Annotated in this window: 13 protein-coding genes; 7 read left to right on the top strand and 6 right to left on the bottom strand. The window is 67.3% G+C overall.

All coding sequences use genetic code 11. The features are described from left to right. The first annotated feature begins 6 nt into the window (after positions 1-6). The 6 genes from AB3G31_RS13485 to atzF all read left to right on the top strand — a co-directional run bounded on the left by AB3G31_RS13485 (position 7) and on the right by atzF (position 8,826). On the top strand, positions 7-798 hold the full coding sequence (locus AB3G31_RS13485) for an ABC transporter permease (protein WP_367846594.1): 792 nt from the start codon (positions 7-9) through the stop codon (positions 796-798). A gap of 4 nt (positions 799-802) precedes the next feature. Further along, positions 803-1,633 (top strand): ABC transporter ATP-binding protein, encoded by an 831-nt coding sequence (locus AB3G31_RS13480; protein WP_367846593.1) that lies wholly within the window; start codon positions 803-805, stop codon positions 1,631-1,633. Then, on the top strand, positions 1,630-2,385 hold the full coding sequence (locus tag AB3G31_RS13475; protein WP_367846592.1) for an urea amidolyase associated protein UAAP1: 756 nt from the start codon (positions 1,630-1,632) through the stop codon (positions 2,383-2,385). The genes AB3G31_RS13480 and AB3G31_RS13475 overlap by 4 nt, the downstream gene beginning before the upstream one ends. A 213-nt stretch (positions 2,386-2,598) precedes the next feature. After that, positions 2,599-3,252 carry an urea amidolyase associated protein UAAP2 gene (locus AB3G31_RS13470; protein ID WP_367846591.1) on the top strand — a complete coding sequence of 218 codons (654 nt, stop codon included), beginning with the start codon at positions 2,599-2,601 and terminating at the stop codon, positions 3,250-3,252. Positions 3,253-3,394: 142 nt separating this feature from the next. Then, positions 3,395-7,006 carry an urea carboxylase gene (uca, locus tag AB3G31_RS13465; RefSeq protein ID WP_367846590.1) on the top strand — a complete coding sequence of 1,204 codons (3,612 nt, stop codon included), beginning with the start codon at positions 3,395-3,397 and terminating at the stop codon, positions 7,004-7,006. Beyond that, positions 7,003-8,826 carry an allophanate hydrolase gene (gene atzF, locus AB3G31_RS13460; protein ID WP_367846589.1) on the top strand — a complete coding sequence of 608 codons (1,824 nt, stop codon included), beginning with the start codon at positions 7,003-7,005 and terminating at the stop codon, positions 8,824-8,826. The genes uca and atzF overlap by 4 nt, the downstream gene beginning before the upstream one ends. A 30-nt stretch (positions 8,827-8,856) precedes the next feature. On the opposite strand, the gene AB3G31_RS13455 is transcribed toward atzF, so the two are convergent. The 4 genes from AB3G31_RS13455 to AB3G31_RS13440 all read right to left on the bottom strand — a co-directional run bounded on the left by AB3G31_RS13455 (position 8,857) and on the right by AB3G31_RS13440 (position 13,474). After that, complete coding sequence (locus AB3G31_RS13455; RefSeq protein ID WP_367846588.1) at positions 8,857-9,834, bottom strand: Bug family tripartite tricarboxylate transporter substrate binding protein; 978 nt, start codon at positions 9,832-9,834, stop codon at positions 8,857-8,859. Between the two features lie 29 nt (positions 9,835-9,863). Further along, entirely contained in the window at positions 9,864-11,060 is a 1,197-nt protein-coding gene (gene tcuB / locus AB3G31_RS13450; RefSeq protein WP_367846587.1) for a tricarballylate utilization 4Fe-4S protein TcuB, read from the bottom strand. Further along, positions 11,047-12,405, bottom strand: coding sequence for an FAD-dependent tricarballylate dehydrogenase TcuA (gene tcuA / locus AB3G31_RS13445; protein WP_367850348.1), 1,359 nt, complete (start codon positions 12,403-12,405; stop codon positions 11,047-11,049). Before tcuA ends, tcuB begins: the two co-directional genes overlap by 14 nt. Positions 12,406-12,547: 142 nt before the next feature. Next, positions 12,548-13,474: a LysR substrate-binding domain-containing protein gene (locus tag AB3G31_RS13440; RefSeq protein ID WP_367846586.1), complete on the bottom strand. Its 927-nt coding sequence runs from the start codon at positions 13,472-13,474 to the stop codon at positions 12,548-12,550. Between the two features lie 180 nt (positions 13,475-13,654). Between AB3G31_RS13440 and AB3G31_RS13435 the strand changes: the two genes are divergently transcribed. Further along, positions 13,655-14,938, top strand: a complete 1,284-nt coding sequence (locus tag AB3G31_RS13435) for a DUF445 domain-containing protein (RefSeq protein WP_367846585.1) — start codon at positions 13,655-13,657, stop codon at positions 14,936-14,938. Positions 14,939-14,970: 32 nt separating this feature from the next. Here the strand turns inward: AB3G31_RS13435 and AB3G31_RS13430 are convergent, their stop codons facing one another. Both AB3G31_RS13430 and AB3G31_RS13425 read right to left on the bottom strand, forming a co-directional pair. Next, positions 14,971-16,401: a DUF5666 domain-containing protein gene (locus tag AB3G31_RS13430; RefSeq protein WP_367846584.1), complete on the bottom strand. Its 1,431-nt coding sequence runs from the start codon at positions 16,399-16,401 to the stop codon at positions 14,971-14,973. Continuing rightward, on the bottom strand, positions 16,398-17,282 hold the full coding sequence (locus AB3G31_RS13425; RefSeq protein WP_367846583.1) for a DUF6502 family protein: 885 nt from the start codon (positions 17,280-17,282) through the stop codon (positions 16,398-16,400). The genes AB3G31_RS13430 and AB3G31_RS13425 overlap by 4 nt, the downstream gene beginning before the upstream one ends. Positions 17,283-17,351: the final 69 nt, after the last annotated feature.

Raw genomic sequence — 17,351 nt, 5'->3', positions numbered from 1 at the left:
CTGGCCATGTGGACCAAGCTGTGGTTTATCCGGCTGGCGATCCCGCGTCGCAGCTACGGGGTACTGGCGCTCATTGGCCTGGTGGTTCCGCTGCTGGGCTGGGCGCTGCTGAGTGCGTTTGCCGGGGTGAACCCGGTATTTCTGCCCGGCCCGCAAAAGGTGGTGGAGCGGGTGCTCACCTGGGCGGTGGAAGACGACCTGCTGGGAGACGCCGCCATCAGCACCCTGCGGGTGGTCACCGGCTGGGCGCTGTCGGCTCTGCTGGCGCTGCCGCTGGGCTTGTTCATCGGCAGCTGGCGTGCAGTGCAGGCGCTGCTGGAGCCGCTGACCGACTTCATCCGCTACATGCCCGCGGTGGCCTTCATCCCGTTGGTGATGCTGTGGGTGGGTATCGACGAGGGGGCCAAGGTGGCCATCATCTTCATCGGTACGTTTTTCCAGATGGTGCTGATGGTGGCCGAGGACGTGCGCCGCGTGCCCATGGCACAGATCGAGGCCGCGCAGACCATGGGCGCCACCCGGCGCGAGGTGCTGGAGAAGGTGATCTTGCCGTCGGCCAAACCCGCGCTGCTCGACACCTTGCGCATCACCATGGGCTGGGCCTGGACCTACCTGGTCGTAGCCGAGCTGGTGGCCGCCAACTCGGGCCTGGGCTTTGCCATTTTGAAGGCCCAGCGCTTTTTGCAGACCGACAAGATCTTTGCCGGGATTTTGTTGATTGGCTGCATCGGCCTGGCCATCGACCAGCTGTTTCGCCTGCTGCACCGCAAGGCGTTTCCCTGGATGCACGGAAGGTGATGCCATGAAAATCGAATGCAAAAACGTCTGGAAATACTTCGGCCAGACCACGGCGCTGAACGACGTGAACTTGGGCATTGCCGACAACGAGTTTGTCACCCTGGTCGGCGCGTCCGGTTGCGGTAAGTCCACGCTGCTGCGCACCCTGGCGGGGCTGGAAACGCATAGCAAGGGCGACGTGTTGGTCAACGGCAGCGCCATCACCGGGCCGGGGCAAGACCGGGCCATGGTGTTCCAGCACTACAGCCTGTACCCCTGGCTGCGGGTGTCGGAAAACATCCGCTTTTGCCGCCAGCTCGGCTCCCACACCCAGAACCGCAGCAGCGCCGACGTAGAGGCCGCCTCGGGCCGGGCCGACGCGCTGTTGCAGCTCATGGGGCTGACGGCCTCGGCCAGCGCCTACCCGAACCAGCTCTCGGGTGGCATGCAGCAGCGCGTGGCGATTGCCCGTGCCCTCATGGGCAAGCCGCAGATTCTGCTGATGGACGAGCCCTTTGGCGCGCTGGACGCGCAAACCCGCGAGGTGATGCACGACCTGATCCTGCACGTGCACCGCCTGGAGCGCACCACCATCGTCTTCGTGACCCACGACGTGGAAGAGGCCATCTACCTCGGCCACCGCGTGGTGCTGATGGCCCCGCGCCCGGGCCGCATCGACTCGATCTACGAGGTGCCTCTGCCTGCCAAGCGCGAACAGGACATGAAGCTCGCCCCCGAGTTTGTGCGCCTCAAACGCCAGTTACTGGACCGCATCCGCGAAACCTCCGGCATGAAAACCGACCTGGACCAACTGCAAAAACTCACGCAAATGGCCGAAGAAAGGACCCCTGTATGACCCCCATCCTTGCCAACACATTGCTCTGGGAGGAACACCTCCCCGGCGGCAACCACTGGTCTGGCCGCCTGCGCCGTGGCACGGCCCTGCGCCTCACCGACTTAACAGGCGGCGCGAACGTCTCCGCGCTGTTCTTCAACGCCGAGCAGCCGCTGGAGCGCTACAACATGCCCGACACCTTGAAGTCGCAGCACACCGCCTTCCTCACCGCAGGCTTTGTCTGCCAGTCGGACATGGGCCGGGTGCTCTGCTCCATCACCGCCGACAGCCTGGGCTGGCACGACACCTGGTGCGGCGTGAGCGACGCGGCCATGGTGTTGGCGAAGTACGGCGACAAGCGCTACCAGCAGCACCGCAACGCCATGCACCGCAATGGCCGCGACAACCTGCTGATTGAGCTGGCCAAGTGGGGCCTGGGCGCGCGTGACATGGTGCCCTGCGTCAACTTCTTCAGCAAGGTGGTGCCCGATGCCGACGGCGCACTCAGCCACGTGTGCGGCCACAGCCTGGCGGGCAGCTCTGTCGATTTGCGCTTTGAAATGGACACCCTGGTGGTGCTCAGCAGCGCGCCGCACCCGCTGGATGCGAACCCGGTTTACGCCCCCGCTGACGTGCAGTTGGGTGCTTACCGTGCCGACCCGGTCGCCGCAGACGATGCCTGCCGTACGCAGTGCCCGCAAAACGGCCGCGCCTTTACTAACACCGAACGCTATGTGGGAGTAACCCCAGCTTCTGCAGTTGACCGCTTGTGATCGTCAGGAAAATCGTATGAACACCAACATTCGCCATCGCCAACACCCGTCCTTCTCGCAGCATCAGCGCTACACACCCGATTGCACCACTGGAGCCGCGTCCGAGGTCGTTGCTCCGCCTTGCGGGCATGAGCCCGCTGCGTTGTCGCGCCTACTCGGCCACACCCCCAGCGGCCCACTCGGGCGCGTCCAACTACAGAAGCTGGGGTTCGCATGACCAAACTACTGGAAAGCACCCTCAATCCCGCCACCGCCGTGCTCGACCAAACCTGTCTGGCAGGCGATCCCTGGATGGCCACCGTCTACGCCGGGCAGACCCTGCGCATCCTCGATCTGGAAGGCAACCAGGCGGTGGACACACTGTTTTACAGCGCCGCCCATGCCGAGGAGCGCTACAGCGCCGCCGACACCATCGCCCGCAACGGCCAGCTCTACCTGGGCCTGGGCTCCAAGCTGTATTCCAGCGCAGGCCGGGTCATGCTAACCATCACCGCAGACACCTGTGGCCGCCACGACACACTGGGCGGGGCCTGCTCCAGCGAGAGCAACACCGTGCGTTATGCGTTGGACAAGCGCCCCATGCACAGTTGCCGCGACAGCTTCATGCACGCCCTGTGCCACTGCCACCAGGCGGGTGCCTTGTCCTTAAGCAAGCGCGACATTGCGCCCAACATCAACTTCTTCATGAACGTGCCCGTCACGCCCGAAGGCCACCTGAGTTTTGAAGACGGCATCTCCGGTGCAGGCAAGTACGTGGAGCTGCGGGCCGAGATGGACGTGGTGGTGCTGATCTCCAACTGCCCGCAGTTGAACAACCCCTGCAATGGCTACAACCCCACGCCCATCCGCCTATTGGTGTGGAACTGACCTGCTATTGAATTCGTAGCTTCTCGTGCTTATTCAATGGGCACGGGAGACCGATTTCTTTTAAATCCTGGCATTTGCCCACGGGACGGCTCGTGGTGCGCTTTTGACCCGGCGGGACGACCCGCCCCCTCAGGACATCCTTATGTTCGATACCGTTTTGATCGCCAACCGCGGGGCCATCGCCTGCCGCGTGATCCGCAGCCTCAAGGCCCTGGGCCTGCGCTCGGTGGCCGTGTACTCCGAGGCCGATGCCGATTCGCTGCATGTGGCCCTGGCCGATGCCAGCGTCTGCATCGGCCCGGCACCGGCTGCGCAAAGCTACCTGGACCCGCAGCGCATCCTCGATGCCGCCCGGGCCACGGGGGCGGGGGCCATCCACCCCGGCTACGGCTTTTTGTCGGAAAACCCCGACTTCGCCCAGGCCTGTGAGGACGCAGGCATCGCCTTCATCGGCCCCACACCGGCGCAGATGCGCGCCTTTGGCCTGAAGCACACCGCCCGCGCGCTGGCCGAGGCCCAGGGCGTGCCCCTGCTGCCCGGCAGCGGCCTGCTGGTCGACCTGGCGCAGGCGCAGAGCGAGGCGGCACGCATTGGCTACCCGGTCATGCTCAAAAGCACGGCGGGTGGCGGCGGCATCGGCATGCGGCTGATCCGCAGCGACGCCGAGATGGCCCCGGCCTTCGAGGCCGTGCAGCGCCTGGCCCAGGCCAACTTCAAGGACGCGGGCCTGTTTCTGGAAAAGTTTGTCGAGCGCGCCCGCCACATCGAGGTGCAGCTCTTCGGCGACGGCAAAGGCCAGGTGGTGGCCCTGGGCGAGCGCGACTGCTCGGCCCAGCGCCGCAACCAGAAGGTGATCGAAGAAACCCCTGCGCCCGGTTTGTCCGAAGCCACCCGCACCGCCCTGCAGCAAACCGCCGTGCGCCTGGCCGAAGCCGTGAATTACCGCAGCGCCGGTACCGTGGAATACGTGCTGGATGCCGACACCGGGGCCTTCTACTTCCTGGAGGTCAATACCCGCCTGCAGGTAGAGCACGGCGTGACCGAGCAGGTCACCGGCATCGACCTGGTGGCCTGGATGCTGCGCTTGTCGCGGGGCGACGACTTTGCGCTGACCGTGCCCGCGCCCACCGGCGCGTCCATCCAGGTTCGCCTCTACGCCGAAGACCCGGCGCGCAACTTCCAGCCTTGCGCGGGCGGTTTAACGGAAGTCGTGTTCCCCACGGATGCACGCATCGAAACCTGGGTGGCCACCGGCAGCGAAGTACCACCCAACTACGACCCGATGATCGCCAAGCTCATCGTCACCGGTATCGACCGAGCTGATGCAGTCGCCAAGCTGCAGGCCGCCCTGGCCGCCACCCGCCTGGCGGGGATCGAGACGAATCTACGCTACCTGCGCACCGTGGTGGCCGACCCCGTGTTTGTCGATGGCTTGATGGTTACCCGCAGCCTGGCCGATCTGCACTACCAGCCGCAGGCGCTGGAGGTGCTGGATGCCGGTGTGCAGACCACCGTGCAAGACCACCCGGGTCGCGTGGGCTACTGGGCCGTGGGCGTGCCACCGAGCGGGCCCATGGACGACCTGGCCATGCGCCTGGCCAATCGCCTGGTCGGCAACGCCCCGGAGGCGGCGGCGCTCGAATGCACCCTCAGCGGTCCCAGCCTGCGTTTCCATGCCGATACGGTGATAGCGGTCTGCGGCGCAGTCATGGCCGTTAGCGTGGACGGCGTGGCGCTAGGCCTGTGGCAGTCGCACCTAGTCAAGGCGGGCAGCGTGCTGCGGCTTGGTGCGGTACAGGGCGCAGGCGCGCGCAGCTACCTGGCGCTGCGCGGCGGGCTGGACGTGCCGCTGTACCTGGGCAGCCGCGCCACCTTCACCCTGGGCCAGTTCGGCGGCCACGCGGGCCGCACGCTGCGGGTGGGCGACATGTTGCACATCGGGGCCGATGCGGTCGATGCACCGCTGGCCGCCTTGCCCGCCGAGGTGGTGCCGGTGTACCAGCACCACTGGGACATCGCCGTGCTCTACGGCCCGCACGGCGCGCCCGACTTTTTCACCGACTTTGATGTGCAAATGTTCTTCGGCACCGACTGGCAGGTGCACTACAACTCCAGCCGTACCGGTGTGCGCCTCATCGGCCCCAAGCCCCAATGGGCGCGGCGCGACGGCGGCGAGGCGGGGTTGCACCCGTCCAACATCCACGACAACGCCTACGCCATCGGGGCCATCGACTTCACCGGCGACATGCCCGTCATCCTGGGCCCCGACGGCCCCAGCCTGGGCGGCTTCGTCTGCCCGGCCGTGGTGCTGGCCAGCGAGCGCTGGAAGATGGGCCAGTTGCGCCCGGGTGATACGGTGCGCTTTCGCTGCGTCACCGCCCCCGAAGCCCTGGCCCTGCACGCCGCGCAAGAGCGCCGCATTGCCGACCTGGCATGGAGCCCGCCTGCGATTCCGTTGCGCAGCGAAGCGGTAGGTTCGCCCATTCTGGCCCGCCGCGACGCGCAAGGCGAACGCCCGGCCCTGGTGCTGCGCCAGGCGGGGGACCGTTACGTGCTGGTGGAGCTGGGCGATGCGGTGCTGGACATCGCGCTGCGCCTGCGCGTGCACGGCCTGATGCAGGCGCTGCAGGCGCAGGGCCTGCCGGGCATCGTCGATCTGACGCCGGGCATCCGCTCGCTTCAGATACATTTTGAACCGTTAGCGCTCACCACATCGGCACTGATAGCTGCGATTTTTGTAGCAGATGATGCCTTGGGCGATACCGATGATCTGGTGGTGCCCTCGCGCACCGTCTACCTGCCGCTGAGCTGGGACGACAGCGCCACCCGGCTGGCGATCGAAAAATACATGCAGTCGGTGCGGCCCGACGCGCCCTGGTGCCCCAGCAACATCGAGTTCATCCGCCGCATCAACGGGCTGGACAGCATCGCCGAGGTGCAGCGCACCGTGTTCGACGCCCGCTACCTGGTACTGGGCCTGGGTGACGTGTACCTGGGCGCACCCGTGGCCACGCCGCTGGACCCACGCCACCGCCTGGTCACCACCAAGTACAACCCGGCGCGCACCTGGACACCCGAGAACGCGGTGGGCATTGGCGGCGCCTACATGTGCGTTTACGGCATGGAAGGCCCGGGCGGCTACCAGTTTGTGGGCCGCACGCTGCAGATGTGGAACCGCTGGCGCGATGCATCGAGTGGAGCGCCGTCCTTCGAACCCGGCAAGCCCTGGCTGCTGCGCTTCTTCGACCAGATCCGTTTCTACCCGGTGGGCGAAGAAGAGCTGCTGCAGATCCGCCGCGACTTTCCCGCCGGGCGCTACCCGCTGCGGGTGGAGGAGGGCACGTTCAGCCTGCACGACTACAGAGGTTTTTTGGCCGACAACGCCAATGACATCGCTGCTTTCCGCGCCCTGCAGGGCCAGGCCTTCGAGGAAGAGCGCGAGCGCTGGCGCGTGGCAGGCCAGGCCGAATACGTGGGCGAACCCGAGGTGCTAGAGCGCACCGTGTCGCCAGACGACTTGCCCACCGGCGCGCGCAGCGTGGCCACCGCGGTTCCCGGCAGCGTGTGGAAGCTGCTGGTGGCCGAGGGCGATACCGTGGCCGAGGGCGATGCCCTGCTGGTCATCGAGTCGATGAAGATGGAGTTCACGGTAGCCGCACCCTGCGCCGGGTTGGTGTGGCGCATGGCCTGCCGCGAGGGTGGGGCCGTGGCGGCGGGGCAAAACGTGGTGGTCATCCAGGAAGCACAAGCATGAACAAGACAACTATTTCCCTCAGCCTGGGCGCGTTGCAACAGGCTTACCGCGATGGCGGCCTGACCCCGTTGCAGGTGGTGGACCACGTGGCAAACGCCATAGGTGACGACCCGCACACCGCCTGGATCCACCGCATCGACACAGCCACCTTGCGCGCACGTGCCCAGGCATTGATGGACCACGGCCCCGAGGGCCTACCGCTGTGGGGCGTGCCCTTTGCCATCAAGGACAACATCGACCTGGCCGGGGTGCCCACCACCGCCGGTTGCCCGGCCTATGCCTACACGCCTGCGAATAGCGCCTTCGTGGTGCAGCGCCTGCTGGACGCGGGGGCCATCGCCATCGGCAAGACCAACCTGGACCAGTTCGCCACCGGCCTGAACGGCACGCGTTCACCCTATGGGGCCTGCCACAACGCCTTCGATGCGGACTACGTGTCGGGCGGCTCCAGCGCGGGCTCGGCGGTGTCGGTGGCGTTGGGCCATGTGAGTTTTTCGCTGGGCACCGACACCGCCGGTTCGGGCCGTGTGCCCGCTGGCTTCAACCACCTGGTGGGCCTGAAACCCAGCCTGGGCCTGCTGTCCACCAGCGGCGTGGTGCCCGCCTGCCGCTCGCTGGATGCGGTGTCCATCTTCGCCTTGACGGCCGATGACGCGCAGCAGGTGTTCGCCGTGGCCCAGGGCTATGACGCGCAGGACGCCTATGCCCGCCCGGCCCAGCCGCACGGCTTCGACTTTGGCCGCGCCAAACATCCACGCCTGGGCGTTCCGCGCGCCGACCAGCTGCAGTTTCTGGGCGACAGCGGCTATGCGCAATGTTTTGAGGCCGCCCGCGCCCATGCTTTGGCCCTGGGCGCGGAGTTGGTGGAGATCGACTTTGAACCCTTTTTCGAGACTGCCCGTTTGCTGTACGAGGGACCCTGGGTGGCAGAGCGTTACCAGGCCATCCGCGCCTTCATAGACGCACGGCCCGAGGCTCTGTTCCCGGTGACCCGCGAGATCACCCTGGGCGGGGCCAAGCCGCTGGCCGCCGATGCCTTCGCCGCCCAGTACCGCCTGCGCGCCCTGGCGCAACGTTGCGCCGCCGTGTGGGCCAGCATCGACTGCATGCTGCTGCCTACCTCGCCCACGATCCACCGCATAGACACCATGTTGGCCGAGCCGATTGCCCGCAACAGCGACTTCGGCCTGTACACCAACTTCGTGAATCTGCTGGACTACGCCGCCATCGCCGTGCCCGCTGGCTTTCGGGCCTACGGCCTGCTTGACGGTCTACCTTTTGGCATCACCTTCGTCGCCCCTGCCCACCAGGACCAGCCGCTGCTGCACCTGGCCCAGCGCTGGCAGCACAGCCTGCAGGGCAGGGCGGCCACGCTGGGGGCCACCGGCCACACGGCAGTGCCGTTCGAAGCTTTGGGTGCCGTGCCGTCCGGCCAGATCCGCGTGGCCGTCTGCGGAGCGCACCTGCAAGGCCAGCCGCTGAACCACCAGCTCACCAGCCGGGGTGCCCGCCGCGTGCAGTGCACCACCACCGCGCCCGTCTACCGCCTCTACGCTTTGCCCGACGGCAAACGCCCCGGCCTGGTCCGCGTGGCCGAGGGCGAAGATAGTGGTAGGGCGATCGAGGTGGAGGTGTGGGAGCTGCCCGGCGCGCAGTTCGGCAGCTTTGTGGACGGCATCCCCGCGCCCCTAGGGATCGGCCGCACGCTGCTGGCCGATGGCAGCACGGTGGCGGGCTTTATCTGCGAGCCTTCAGGATTGGAAGGCGCGCAGGACGTTACGTTGTTTGGGGGCTGGCGGGCGTACAAAGCGGCGGTCTGAGCGGTCCGCTAGAACCGCTGCAGGCCACCCTCAGTTGGCTGTGATCTTGCGGTCGCGCACGATGGCACCCCACTTGGCATCTTCTTTCCGCATGAAGTCGGTGAGCTCGGCGCGGGTGGTGGGCTGCGGGGTCAGGCCGTGTTTGTCCAGGGCCTGCTTCACGCCGGGGTCGGCCAGTACCTTGACGATGGCCTGGTTCCAGCGCTCCAGAATCGCTACGGGCGTTTTGCCGGGTGCCACAAAGGCGTACCAGTTCAAGGCCTCGAAGCCGGGATAACCCGACTCGGCCACCGTGGGGATGGTGGGCATGTAGGCCGGGCGGGCCAGGCCGGTGGTAGCCAGGGGGATGAGCTTGCCCGCTTCAACGTGCGGCAGCGCGGTGGGCGGTGCCGAAAAATACGAGGCGATGCGTTCGCCCAGCAGGTCCTGCAGGGCCGGTGCGCCGCCTTTGTAGGGCACGTGCACCATGTCGATGCCCGCGCGCTGGCTAAACAGCTCCCCGGCCAGGTGCGAGGCCGATCCAGCCCCGGTCGAGGCGAAGTCGATGCTGCCGGGCTTCTTCTTGGCCAAGGCCACAAACTCGGCCAGGGTCTTCACACCCAGGCCCTTGTGCACCACCAGCACATTCGGAAAGTTCACCCCGCCCGAGATGGCGGCCAGGTCCTTGAACGGGTCGTAGCTGACTTTCATCACGTGCGGTGCGATGGTCAGCGGGCCGATGGAGCCAAACAGCAGCATCGAGCCGTCGGCTGGCCCGTTGGCCACCTGCTGGTGCGCGATGTTGCCCCCGGCACCGGCCTTGTTGTCGATGATGACGGTCTGGCCGATGTCCTCGCCGAGTTTGCGGGCGATCAGGCGCGCAGCCGCATCGGCCGCGCCCCCGGCGGCGAAGCCGACCACCAGGGTGACGGGCTTCTTGGGCGGGAAGTCCTGGGCCCGTGCCGGGGTCGCCAGGCAGAGGGCGGCGGCGCACGTGGCCGTGGCGCGCAGAAGGTGTCGTTGGTTCATTTTGGGGGTCTCCGTGGGATTATTGGGGTTCAGTCGGCACCCAGGCCGATGGGGTTGGGCAGGCGCTTTTCCACGGCATGGCGCAGCAGCGCGGCGCTGCGAAAAATGCCATGGCCGAACTTGCCGTAGGGCAGGGTGGCAAACAAGGCCATCACAGCGCCCAGGTGCAGGCACAGCAGCAGGGCCAGGGCGGGGGTGCCGCTGCCCAGCCACAGGGCCAGGCCGCTGGCGCTGGTGAGGAACAGCAGGGCGATGAAGCCCAGGTCCATCGGCTTTTGCTTTGCGTCGCCGTGCAGCGGATGGCGCTGGCGGTTCAGCCGCCACAGCCCGGCGGTGCCCAGCACCAGGCTGATGCCACCGGCCACACCCAGCAGCTTGGGCAGGCTGGGCAGGGCGTAGGGCGCGGCCCAGCCGAAAGCGTAGTGGTAGACCGTGGCCACGCTGGTGGCGGCAAAGCACAGCAGGAAACCGTAGAAGGTAAGGTGGTGGAAGCGCCGACGGGCCAGCGTGTACGCATCGTCTGCGTTGTGGCAGCCATCGCCATGGCCGCCGTCGAGGTACTTGAGGCGCAGCACCGCGTCGGCGGCTTCGGCGGCGGCCGGCGCGTTCAGTGGCGCGCCGCTGGTGGCGGGCGTGATCTCGCGCCAGAAGCGCCGCACGCCCATGGCCAGCGCCAAGGTGGAGAACAGGAACACGGGTGCGAACAGGCCCACCAGCAGATTGTGCGGAAACACGCTGTAGAAGTTGTCGCCGGGCGCTGCGCCCCACAGGCTGCCCTTCATCGCCGCCGCCAACACCAGGAACAGCGCCAGCGCCGCCGCCAGGGCCAACGACAGCGTGAGGCCGTTTCGCTGGTAGAGCACGCCCAGCGCGGGCGGCCAGGCGTAGTCCACATAGGTTTGGCCACGCACCTCGGCCATGGCCTGCGGCACGTTCACGGCAAACTCGTGCGGCGGCGCGTACTGGCAGGCATGCAGGCAGGCACCGCAGTTGTGGCACAGGTTGGCCAGAAAGTGGATGTCGGCCTTGCCAAATTCGAGCCGCCGGGTCATGGCCGGGAACACGGCGCAAAAGCCCTCGCAGTAGCGGCAGGCGTTGCAGATTTGCATCTGCCGACCGACCTCGGCCTCGGCGCCGGAGAGGATGGGAATGACGCGGTGTGGGCCTTCCCGTGGGCCTTGTGCGAGCGATACGGCCTCGCGTGCCAGGGCTTCAAGCGTTTGCATGGAGGGTCTCTTTCTGTTGCTGGGCGGCGGCTGCCGCCTGGGTGCCTGCGATGCGGCCGAAGGCGGTGCCTATGCTCATGCCCACACCGGCGGTGTAGCCCTTGCCGAGCACGTTGCCGGCCATCATTTCCCCGGCCACGAACAGGTTGGGACTGGGCCGGTTGCCAAAGCGCACGGCGGTGGTGTCGTCCACCTTCAGGCCCAGGTAGGTGAAGGTGATGCCGGGGCGCAGTGGGTAGGCGTAGAAGGGCGCGGTGTCGATGGGCCGGGCCCAGTGGGTCTTGGCGGGTGCCAGGCCTTCGGTGCGGCAGTCGTCCAGCGCGGTGTGGTCGAACTGGCCCACCCGGCAGGCGGCGTTGTAGTCGGCAATCGTGCGCAGGAAAACCGCCTCGTCCAGCCCGAGCTGCTGCGCCAGCCCTTGCAGCGTGTCGGCGATGGTGCCGGGGAACACCGGCGGCATGAAGCGGCCCACGGCCTTCTGGTCGATGATGGAGTAGGCCACCTGGCCCGGCTGTTGCGCCACCAGCCGCCCCCAGATGGCGTAGCGCTTGGGCCAGAAGTCCTCGCCCTCGTCGTAGAAGCGCCGGGCCTCGCGGTTGACCACCACGCCCAGCGACACGCAGTCGATGCGGGTGCAGATACCGCCATCAAACAGCGGGGCCCGGGCATCGATGGCCACCATGTGGCCCTGCGACGGGTCGCCAATGGTGTCGGCTCCGGCATCGATCAGCTGCTTGAGCAGCACGCCCTGGTTGAAGCGGGTGCCGCGCACCAGGAAGTTGTCGGCCGGCCATTCGCCGCGTTCGTTCTGGCCCCAGGCCTCGCGCAGCCAGGCGCGGTTGGACTCGAAGCCACCGGCGGCCAGCACGCAGCTGCGGGCGGCGATGCGTTCGCCCGCTTCGGTGCGGACGGCGGTGAAGCGCTCGCCGTCGCGCTCGACCGAGGCCACAGGTGTTTCGTAGCGGATCTGCACGCCCAGGCGTTCGGCGCTGCGGTAGTAGGCGTTGACCAGCGCCTTGCCGCCGCCCATGAAGAAGGCATTGGTACGCGCCACGTGCAGCGCGCCCGACAGCGGCGGCTGGAAGTGCACGCCGTGGCGGCGCATCCAGTCGCGGCAGTTCGACGAGGCGCGTATCACCAGCCGGGCCAGGTGCTCGTCGGTCAGGCCGCCGGTCACCTTGAGCAGGTCCTGCCAGTATTCTTCTTCGGGGTAGGCCTCGACCAACACGTCTTGCGGTGCGTCGTGCATGCAGCGCAGGTTGCGGGTGTGCTGCGAATTGCCGCCGCGCCAGGCTTTGGGAGCGGCTTCGAGCAGCAGCACGCTGGCCCCGGCCTCGCGCGCCATCAGCGCGGCGCAGAGGGCGGCATTGCCGCCGCCTACGACCAATACATCTACCTGTTCATCACGCACTTTGGATCTCCTTGGGGGTCAGGAGACTGTAGGCAGACGGCCCCTGCGGCGAAAGGCCGGATCGGGCAACAGGTGTTCAGTTATCGAGAAGACTTGCGCCGAGCCAGCGCCCCTCGCGCACCAGGGTGCGCGCGGTGTCGGCCATCACCACCCGGGTGGCCAGCGCAGCAGGCGACAGTTCGTCGTCCGACAGGCTGACCAGCAGGTTGCGCCGCCCCACATGGGCATCGGTGATCTGGCTGCTGTGCACCCCTTCGGCGGGTTGCCGGGCGATGGCGGCACCGGGCTGGATGGTGGCACCCAGCCCGGCGCGCACCGCGTCCATCAGCAGCGCCAGGCCGTCGATTTCGGCCACCACGTGGGGCACGATGTGCGCACGGGCAAACGCGGTGGTCAGGGTGGCGCGCAGGCCGTGGTCGGCGCTGGGCATGATCAGCGGCAGGCCCGCGAGCTGGGCCAGCCGCACTTTCACGCCCGTGGGCCGCTGGGCCAGATCGGTGGCGGCCAGCACAAACAGCTTTTCGTCCAGCAGGGGTTCGATGCTCCAGCGGCGCGGCGTGGTGGTTTCGAACAGCACGGCCAGGTCGAGCTGGCGCGCCTGCAGCATGCTGGCCAGGTTGCCCGACAGCGACTCCACCAGGTGCAGCCGCACGTCCGGGTACCGCGCCCGCATGGCCAGCATCAGCGGCAGGCCGAGCACCGAGGCGGTGGTGGGCGCCAGGCCCACGCTCACGTGGCCGGACAGGCGTGCCTGCTGCGCCGCGCGCACCGCCTCGTCCGCATGGCGCAGCGTGAGCTGGGCCTGCTGCAAAAAGGCCACGCCCGCGTCGGTGGGGGTGACACCGGTGCTGGCGCGCTGCAGCAGCCGGGTGCTGAGTTCGCCCTCCAACCGGCTGATCTGCTGGCTCAGCGCCGAGGTCACCACGCCCAGCTCTACCGCAGCGCGGCCCATGCTGCGCAACTCGCAGACCTTGACGAAATAACGGAGCTGGCGGAGTTCCATGGCGGCGGTGGTGTGGGTGGGGGTAAATGCCTATCGTAAGGCCAGGGCAGGCCGCAGAACGAACCGCAGTGTATTTGTAAATAATGAAAAAAAAGGCTGCTAGCGCTTATTCCATAAGCGCAACCAGCTATGAAATTTGATGAAAAGGGGTGGGTGGGCCATCCGGGCTATGCTCCCCCCATGCCCAACCCCACCGATCCCCGCCGCCAGTCTTTGCGCCGCATGCAGTGGTTTGCCATCGCGCTGCTGCTGGCTTCGCTGGGTGGCCTGCTGCTCAGCCACGGGATGGGCGGGCAGGGCGGTTGGGGCTGGCTGCGGGCGTTTTGCGAGGCGTCTGCCGTGGGCGCGCTGGCGGACTGGTTTGCGGTGGTGGCGCTGTTTCGGCATCCGCTGGGCATTCCGCTGCCGCATACGGCCATCATCCCGCAAAGCAAGGAGCGCATTGCCGACAGCCTGGCCGACTTTGTGCGCGACCATTTTCTGGACCCGGCCACGCTGCTGGCCAAGCTGGCGGTGCTGGACCCCGCGCAGCGCCTGGGCGTGTGGCTGCGGGATCCGGCGCGCATGGCCTTGTGGGCACAGCAGGCCCAGGGTGTGGCGTTGGGCTTGCTGAATGTGTTTGACGACGCGCGTATGCAGCGCGCCACGCTCGAACTGGTGGTGGCCCAGGCGTGGCGCTGGGACGCAGCCGCCACGGCGGGCGAGGTGCTGGGCCTGCTGACGCAGGACGGGCGGCACAACGAACTGCTGGATGCCGGGCTGGTCAAGCTGGGCGAATACCTGGCGCAGGACGAGGTCAAGGCGGCGGTGTCGCAGTTGCTGCAGAAGCATGTGCGCAAGGAATGGCCCAAGGTGGTGGGCCTGGTGGACGCGGTGGCTTCCACCGCCAAGCTGGCCGACAGCATGGCCGAGAAGCTCAGCGCCTCGGCCCTGGACGAGCTGCGCGAGGTGCTGGCCCAGCCTGCGCACCCGGCGCGCCTGCGCTACGAGGCCTGGCTGGCCGACTACATCACCCGCCTGCGCGACGACCCGGCCCTGCGCCAGGCCTGCGACGACTTGAAAGAGCGGGCGCTGACCGACCCGGCGGTGCGCCAGTTTGTGGCCTCGCTGTGGACCGACATCCGGCAGCTGCTGCAAGCCGACCTGTCCGACCCGCAGTCGGCCATTGCCCGCAACCTGCAGGCGGCGCTGGGCGCGGTGGGCGAGCGCCTGGCTAGCGACACCAGCCTGCGCGAGGCCATCAACGAACATGTGATGGCCGCAGCGGGACAGTTGGCGCTGAGCCTGCGTACCGGCGTGACCACCCATATTGCGCAGACCATCAAGGCCTGGGACGACCGCCAATTGGTGCAGGAGCTGGAGCTGAGCGTGGGACGCGACCTGCAGTTCATCCGCATCAACGGGACGCTGGTGGGCGGGCTGGCCGGTCTGGGCCTGCACGCGCTGGTGGTGTGGCTGGCGTGAAAAAAAGTCCTGGCTGCTGCGCTGTGCGCCGACTATTTTCCTTTGCCCTTACCTCCCGAACCGCCAGAGCTCCCTGAGCCACCCGAGCTGCCGGAGCTACCCGAACTTCCGGAGCTGCCAGAACTGCCGGAGCTACCCGAACTTCCGGAAGAACCTGAACTGCCACTGCCACTGCCACTGCCACTGCCGCTGGTGCTGGTGCTGGTGCTGGTGCTGGTGCTGCCACTGGTACTGCCACTCGTACTGGTACCGCTTTTGCTGTCATCCCCCGTTTCGGTTTTGCCCGAGGTTTGCGAGCCCGAGCTGCCGCTGGAGTCGTCAGAGCTGCCACTGCTGGTGCTGCCCGCTTTTTTGCCGCTTTGGGCGCTGCTGCGCTTGGCTTCGCTGTGGCGCACCTCGATGTGTTGCACCGTCACGCGGTCTTGGCTGTCGCGCAGACCGGTAATCCGGACCCGTTGTTCCCTGTCGCCACTCAGCGCAGCCCGCTCGGCCCCGGGCAAGGTGCTGGCCAGTGCCATGCGGCCCTGGCCAATGTCCAGGCTGTCCCGCGAGGCCGATCGGACATAGCCTTCCATGACGACGCGCGCCACCTGCCCCAATGCACTGCGTGTGGGCTCTGCCTGCAGGGCGGTGGCTACCAGCATATGCCCGTCCCAGGTGCCACGGATCTGGATTTCCTGTCCGCTTCTTGCGGCGCGCCAGGCCCGCAGGCCGTCGATGAAGCCGAGTTGGTCGGTGTGCACCGTGGTGCCACCGACCCGGATGCTGCCAGGGGTGCCTTGTTCTGCAGGGCCCGTGAGCAGCGCCTGCGCCTGGGGCGGCACAGCCTGCAGGTTCGACATGTCGATGCTGCCGTCGCTGAGCCGCATGCCGCTGATGCGCAGCCATTGTCCCGTTTGCAGGCCTGCCAGCTGTGCGGCGTCTCCGCTCCAGTGCACGGTTTGCCCCAGTACTTCCAGCTCGCCGCGGGCAAGGTTCACAGAAGCCACCGGTCCGATGGCCAGGTGCTGCAGCGCAATCTGCCGCGCTTGCAGTTCGTCTGCTTCGCCCAGGGCCGTCACCACGACCACCTGACCCACCGACAGCGTGCTGGCCTGGGCGGGCAGGCCGTTGTCGTGGATCGGGGTGGTCTTGTCGTAGTGCACTTCCATGCCGTTGACGCAGATGCTGGCGAAACCGGTGATCACGCCCACGATGCCGGTACCCCCAATGCCGCCGTTGTCATTGTGCCTGGCAGCGTCGATACCGGTGCCGCCAAGGCCCGGTTTGGCGGCTACATCACCGGTACCACCGAGGCCCGGGCGCAGCGCAGTGTCGCCCGTGCCGCCGATGCCCGGCGCAACGGCCTGGGGGTTGATCGGCGAGTCGCTTGTGCCGCAGACGTTGGCGGCAAAGGCGTGTGGCGCGCTGAGCAGGGCGGCCAGCAGCGCCGCGGCGGGAAGACCCAGCCAGCGGGGGCTCATGGCGTCGCTCCCGGGGGCCGGGTGAGGGAGGCATCGGCGTCGGCATCCGCCGCCACCGGTTCGGCGTAAAAGTACACGCCGAAGGTCATGCGGTGGCGGGGCGTGCTGTGTGCGGCGTCCGCCTGTTCCAGGGACAGGGCGTTTTTATTGACGGCCAGCAGGGCTTTCATGGCGGCGTCCGTGCTTTGCCGGGCCAGCAGGGCAATGGAGGCTTCGCTGAGTGCGTCGTACTGCACGCTGCGCTCCAGAAACGGCGGCTTGCCTCCCAGCAGGTTGCTGGCGGCTGCGGCCGCATGGTCATGCAGGTTGTGGCCGAAGTAATAGGCTTTTTCGTCAAAACCTTCGCTGGGCACAAAGGCTTCGGCATTCAAGCACACCCGGTTGGCCGCGTCGATGTGCACCACGCCCAGGCGCAGCCACTCGTCCAACACCACACGGGGGCGGATGTCGCTGTTCACGCCCGCCACCAGGCTTTCAAACGACTGCTCGCCGCCGTCGCTGGCAAAGCGCGCCAAGGGGAGGGGGCTGCCGTCTTCCTGCAGGTAGCGCGCCGTGCCCAGCCAGACAGCCACCAGCGCGGCGCCGAGGGACACGACGTCTGGCACCGCGTCCGTCGTCCGTTGGAGCTCGGACCGCAGGCGGCTCACGTCTTTTCGGTGCACCCCCGTCATGAGGCTGACGCGGCTGTCGGTAGGCGGCTTGTTGTCCAGGCGGAATTCACTTTCGGCCACGTCGACGAACAGATTTTTCAACAGTTCTGCGAGGTAGGGATAGGTAATGCCTTGCGACAACATGACCCGCACCACCGGGCGCAGAACTTTGCGCAGGGCGCGGACGAGAGAAGGCGGGGGTCCCGCGGGCGAGGTGCTAGAGCTATCCATGGCCTCAATATAACGCGTTCGTGGGAAAAAATTACACAAAAACATTGCAGTGGGAAAATTTCCCGCATA

Source organism: Rhodoferax sp. WC2427, from assembly GCF_040822085.1.
GTDB lineage: Bacteria > Pseudomonadota > Gammaproteobacteria > Burkholderiales > Burkholderiaceae_C > Rhodoferax_B.
This window is presented reverse-complemented; position numbering and strand designations above follow the sequence as displayed.